7 protein-coding genes are annotated in these 5,769 nt (G+C 26.9%); all 7 read left to right on the top strand.

Translation table 4 applies throughout. From position 1 onward, the window contains the following. The first annotated feature begins 173 nt into the window (after positions 1–173). Positions 174–1,526: a M17 family metallopeptidase gene (locus tag EHV01_RS02785; protein WP_422066103.1), complete on the top strand. Its 1,353-nt coding sequence runs from the start codon at positions 174–176 to the stop codon at positions 1,524–1,526. Positions 1,527–2,298: 772 nt separating this feature from the next. After that, positions 2,299–2,583 carry a hypothetical protein gene (locus EHV01_RS02780; protein WP_422066102.1) on the top strand — a complete coding sequence of 95 codons (285 nt, stop codon included), beginning with the start codon at positions 2,299–2,301 and terminating at the stop codon, positions 2,581–2,583. Continuing rightward, a complete protein-coding gene (locus EHV01_RS02775; protein WP_422066101.1) occupies positions 2,538–3,029 on the top strand; it encodes a hypothetical protein in 492 nt (163 codons plus the stop codon). Before EHV01_RS02780 ends, EHV01_RS02775 begins: the two co-directional genes overlap by 46 nt. Continuing rightward, positions 3,010–3,408: a hypothetical protein gene (locus EHV01_RS02770; protein ID WP_422066100.1), complete on the top strand. Its 399-nt coding sequence runs from the start codon at positions 3,010–3,012 to the stop codon at positions 3,406–3,408. Before EHV01_RS02775 ends, EHV01_RS02770 begins: the two co-directional genes overlap by 20 nt. Before the next feature lie 11 nt (positions 3,409–3,419). Further along, positions 3,420–3,878, top strand: coding sequence for a hypothetical protein (locus EHV01_RS02765; protein ID WP_422066099.1), 459 nt, complete (start codon positions 3,420–3,422; stop codon positions 3,876–3,878). Positions 3,879–3,895: 17 nt separating this feature from the next. Beyond that, a complete protein-coding gene (locus tag EHV01_RS02760; protein ID WP_422066098.1) occupies positions 3,896–5,122 on the top strand; it encodes a hypothetical protein in 1,227 nt (408 codons plus the stop codon). Between the two features lie 95 nt (positions 5,123–5,217). Continuing rightward, a partial coding sequence (locus EHV01_RS02755) for a hypothetical protein (protein ID WP_422066097.1) occupies positions 5,218–5,769 on the top strand: 552 nt, incomplete at its 3' end.

Raw genomic sequence — 5,769 nt, 5'->3', positions numbered from 1 at the left:
HRTTTAAAAAATTTAAAGCAAAATCATAATCTTACACAAAATTAGTTTTCAAATTGTCATATTGATGATTTTTTTTATTTCATCAAGAGTTTTCGACAAAATTAAAGTGTTATTCTAGATAATATTATAATATTGTGTATATAATTATCTATATAGAAAGAAGGAATTTTACAATGGTATTATTAAATGACAAAAAACAAGATTTAACACTAAAAGCAATTTTTAAAGGTGATGAAATCAACCCATTAGTTGTCCAAGAAAACGGTGCAACAACTTTAATTTCAGAAGAAAAAACAATTTATGCTTATTTCGAAAAAGCATTAACTTTTAAAAATGCTGAAGATTTTATTCAAAATTTTATGAAAACAATTAAATATAGTTTAAATATTGATGTTGACAGTTTCAAAAAAGGTGCTGAAGCAAATACTCATATTTTTAAAGCACTTGCAGAAGGAACACTATATGCTTTAAATGATAATTATAATTTAAAAACAGATAAAAAAGAAAAATCAGTTTATACAATTAATTTAATCCATAACTGTGACAAGGCACCTACTATTTTTAAAGAAATTCAAATTAAAATGGAATTTGTTAATTTTGCTCGTATGTTACAAGATACACCACCAAATTTAATGTATCCAGAAGTTTTTGCTGAAAAAATTACAACAATGGCAAAAGGAATCCCAAATTTAAAAGTAACAGTTTTAGATAAAAAAGAAATTGAAAAAGAAAAAATGGGTTTACTTTTAGCTGTTAATGCGGGAAGCTATTTAGAACCCCGAGTTGTTATCTTAGAATATCTAGGTGATAGTAGTAAAAAAGAAAAAGTTGGCTTAATAGGAAAGGGAATTACCTTTGATAGTGGTGGATATAACTTAAAGCCATCAACAGCATTAACTGGAATGAAATTTGATATGTCAGGAGCAGCTATTGTTTGCTCAACAGTATTAGCTTTAGCAAAAGCACAAGTTAAAACAAATATTGCTGCGGTGGCTTGTTTAACAGAAAATCGAATTGGAGGAAAAGCAACTTTAACTGAATCAGTTATTACGTCAATGAACGGAAAAACTGTTCAAATTGATAATACTGATGCTGAAGGAAGATTAGTTCTAGCTGATGGTATTACTTATGCTATACGTAAATTAAATGTGGATAAATTAATTGAAGCCTCAACATTAACTGGTGCAATTCTAGTAGCTTTAGGAAAATGATTAACTGGTGTTTTTGCTAATAATGATGCATGATATGAACAATTTGCACAAGCAGCTTCTAAAGCTCATGAAGGAATTTGAAGAATGCCAATTTTAGAAGAACATAGTGCTGTAATGCGTAAAACACCAATTGCTGATCTAACAAATGCTGAAAGTTCACGCTTTGCTGGTAGTTCAACTGCTGCTGCATTTTTATGTGAATTTGTAGAAGAAAAACCATATATTCATTTAGATATCGCTGGAACAGCGGATACTAAAGATGGGCGTGGAACTGGAATAATGATTAAAACATTATTTGAATTATTTAAAGAATAATTTTAAACATCTTGTAAAAGCAAGATGTTTTTTTATTTTGCATTAAAAATAGATTTTGTAAATTGTAAACCAAATGCAACACTTTATGAAAAATAAAGTGTTTTTTATTTTTATATTAAAAAACATAAATTTATTTGCATTATTCATCGGATAGTATCTTTAAATTTAGAACTTTTATCATAAAAACAGATGTTGTTCTGTTTTCCCTACACAAAATAAAGGATATTTTTTATAAATCCTTTCAATAAAGGTATTATCCGATGAATAATTCAATCTTTAAAATTTAATATTTTGATGCTTAAAGATGGGCAACCCATCTATGGCACGAAGCCTTAAAGAAAGTGTGAAAGCGAATGGATTTACTCCTATTTATTTCTTTAATTCTCGGCAAGATTACTCCCTTGCGAAATGTCAGAGCGCGTGTTTTTTGCTTGTTTTCATAAAAAAAGTGCTGTTAAACCGAAAAAAAACAATATCGGACACTAAAAAAACAAGAGGGTTGGAACTCCAAAAGGTTATTTTCTTTATATAAAGTTGTGTAGGGATGGATGAAGCGTAATTAATAACTGGGTAAACTTGTTTTACTTCCGTCGGGGGATAAACTCTGTCTAAATATAAAGTTTTAGGATCGCCATCCACCTCACTTCGGTGGTGGGTGGTGGCGAATTAACTAATTAAATCAAAATATAAATATTCTTACTAAATATCAAAAACTTAACCAACAAAGGAATTTTCTGTTTATTTAAAAAATAAAAGAAAGGAATAAAATATTATGCAAGAATATAAAAGTAAATATATTAATAAAACTTGAAATGAAATAACAACTTCGTTTGATTGAGTTAATTGTCAACTAATTGATTGTCGTATTTCGCATCATAAAAAGCATTATGATTTACAATGTTTAGAATGAGCAAAAATGTATTTAAACTTATTTGAAAATAAATGAGATGTTATTAATTCATATATGCAACATTATAAAATTAATGATATTTTAGATTTGGCTACCGAGGGTTGAAAAATATTACAAATTGAGAAAAAAATCAAACAAATAATTTAAAATATATTATTGCAATTGATCCTGCTGGAATTGGACAAACTGGTATGATTATTTATAATGTTTTACAAAATAAAATAATTAATAATATTACTTTTAATTCTAAAAATGAAGAAGAAGCAATAAATAATATCTATTTAATATTAAACAAATTTAAAAATAAAATTTGTTCTTATTTAAATAAAGTTATTGTAATAATTGAAGATTATCAACTGCGTAAGGGATTAAAAATAACAAATCCATTATCTACGCCAAAATTCATTGGTGGTTTAAAAGTTTTATGTAAATATCTATTTAATTTAAATTATATTTTACAATCGCCAGTTGTTAAGAAAAATTATCTTTATAAAGGAAATATTAAAATGACTGAGCATGAATATGATGCATGAAAACATCTACAATATTTTTTAGCAAAAGGGGGTCTTATTAATGCCGCAAATAAAAAGTAATTTATCTAAAACATCAGTAACTAATAAAACTAAAATAAAAAATAAAAAGATTAATAAATTGGAATTAACTGTTAGATTGCATGAAAATCCTATTAAAACMAAAATTAAAGCACTGGTTGCTGGTGGTGTTGAAGTTGATGCTTGTTCTGCTAAATGTCAGTGGGAAGGATTAAATTACTCAACATTATCAATATATAACCCATCTATTTTAACTGATTTTTTGAAATTAAAAAAAGATGATGAGATAAAAATTAAAGGTTCAGTATTTAATCAGCTAAATATAAAAACTAAAAGATATTTTTTATCTTTTCGAGTTGATAGTTTTGAAATTATACAAAAGGCTATTAGAACAAGAACAAATACAAATATTAAAAAATAGGAGGAAAAACAATGGCATTAAAAAATGTAAAATATGTTCTTATTAATGAAAATAGTGAACCTATTAAAAATGAAGATCGTAGTTTAGATATTAAAACTGCTGAAATTATTTTAGAAAATAGTGCTGAAGTTGAAGAATTTAATGCAAGTAATTTAGAAAATAATAATCAACAAATCAACGAACTACAAACAAAAAACACTGAATTAATTTCACAACTTGAACAACAAACCATACAATTAAAACAAATTGAAATTAATAATTTTAATGATTCTTTAACTGATAATGAAGAATTTAAAAATTTCTTATTAAAATCTTATGATATTAATGATGATATTGAAATCATTAAAACACAATTGCAAAGTGTTTATGATGAATTAATTAAAGTACAAACTGTTAATACTGGTGGCGTACCAAAAGTAGAAAACAAAGAGAACAATATTTTAGATACAGACAATGTATTTAATAAATAAGAAAGAAGGAGATAATTATGGCACAAAACCCACAAAGAATTTTCGGAGATATTGCTAATCAAGCAACAAAACAAGACCGAGAAACATTTGAACAATGATATTTACAAACTTATCAACAAAAATTTAGTTGAGAAGCATTATTTGCGTGAAAAGAAGCCAATAAATTTGGTTTAACATATAAAAGAAAGAAAAATATTAAATATAATGAAGGTTTAGGAAACGAAGGGCAAGTATTTAATACTGATGATAACCTATTAAAATATTCAACAGTGGAATTTGAAGATGGAACAGTTGAATTAGATACAATTTTAACTTTTGCCCGCAAATTAGACCCTGTAGAAAGTGATTTTAATCCTAATCTTTGGGCTGCCGATATTGAGCAAGCAATGGATACTGAGGTTGCTTATAAACGCAATAAAATTTTAGAAATTATTAATAAAGGAACAGTTACAACTATTCAAGGACAAAAAGCAGATGATACAAATGCTTTACAAATCCACGATGAAATTATGGATAAAATATATGAAAATGGTTTTACTCCATCAGAAACAGTTGTATTGGGTTCGGCTGATTTTATTCGTGGAATTCGTAATAAATTACAGTTACAACTTGGAGCAAACGACCAAATAAATAGCGTAATTGAAACGAGTGGAGCAATGAAAACTGTTGAAGGAACAACATACTATATGGTTCCTAAAAAATTACCAATTATTAATAAAGATGGTTCAGAAGGAACAATTGAATTATTACCAAATGGTGTTAATGCAATTGCCTTTAAGTTTAGTAAAAAATATGACCCGCTTATTTTACGAAAAAAAGACCATACCCCATTAAGGGTTGGTGCTGCTGCGTTAGGTACTGGAATGGGTAATACTTTAATTATGGAAAAAGTTTTATATTTAGGTGGAGCAGTAGTTGAACCTAAAGGAATTATTAAACATATTGTTACAAAAACTGATATTAGTAAAATTAATAAATTAGATAAACCAACTATTCATGTAACAGAACCAACAAAAGCAACAATCGAACAATTAAAATCACAATTTAAAGATGTTGTTTTAAAAGCAGTTAAAGCCGTAAATAATTCTTTAACTGAAAGTGATTTCAATTATTTTATTGAAAGTAAAGGTGAAGATTGACCAATTAATATTACAAATGATAAAACTGTTGAAGTTAAAATTGAAGGTAAAAACAATGCTACTGGTCAAACAAATCCGATTGATGTTAGAATTAAAAATTCTTAATAGTACTAAAAAATAGTACTTTTTTGTTTTGTAAATATGCCAATTGGAACATCTAAAACAGCCCTTATTTATAATGTTAAAAAAATCCAACTAGATTGTCAATCCAACAACAAGAAAAAAGCTTTGGTTTACAGTTATTAGAATTTTTAGGAATTCAAGTTTTAGCACTTGGTTTATCAGTTTTAACTGGTGGTATTGCTTCGGCTGTTGGTCTTGGTGCGGGATTATCTAATTTTGCCGCAGCATTTATCTCGTTTGGAGTAGAAACAGCAACCGATTTTGCCGTAAATCAAATATACGATAAATTAACATCAGAAGTGACAGTAAAAAGTACTGCCTTAAATTTGTTACCAGCAATTGGTGGAATTGGTAAATTAACMCGTGCTGCTCGCACAACTAGAATTTTAAAATTAGCAAAAGAAACTAAATTACTTGAAAAATTAGGTGTAATAGCTGCTAATAATTTAGAAGATGTTGTAAGACAAGTTTCAGGTAAAAAAATTTTATCTGATAAATTAATATTTGATTTTACAAAGCAGGCTAATAATGAAACTTTATTATATACAATTGGTAAATTAGCCCGAAATGATTTTTATAAGGGTTTTAAAGTTTCTAATTTAGAAACAATTAATAATTTATTAAAAATT

The organism is Spiroplasma sp. hy2, assembly GCF_044714365.1.
In the GTDB taxonomy this organism is placed as follows: Bacteria; Bacillota_I; Bacilli_A; order Mycoplasmatales; family Mycoplasmataceae; genus Spiroplasma; species Spiroplasma phoeniceum.
Note: the sequence above shows the minus strand (reverse complement) of the source record. Positions and strands in the feature narration are given on the sequence as shown.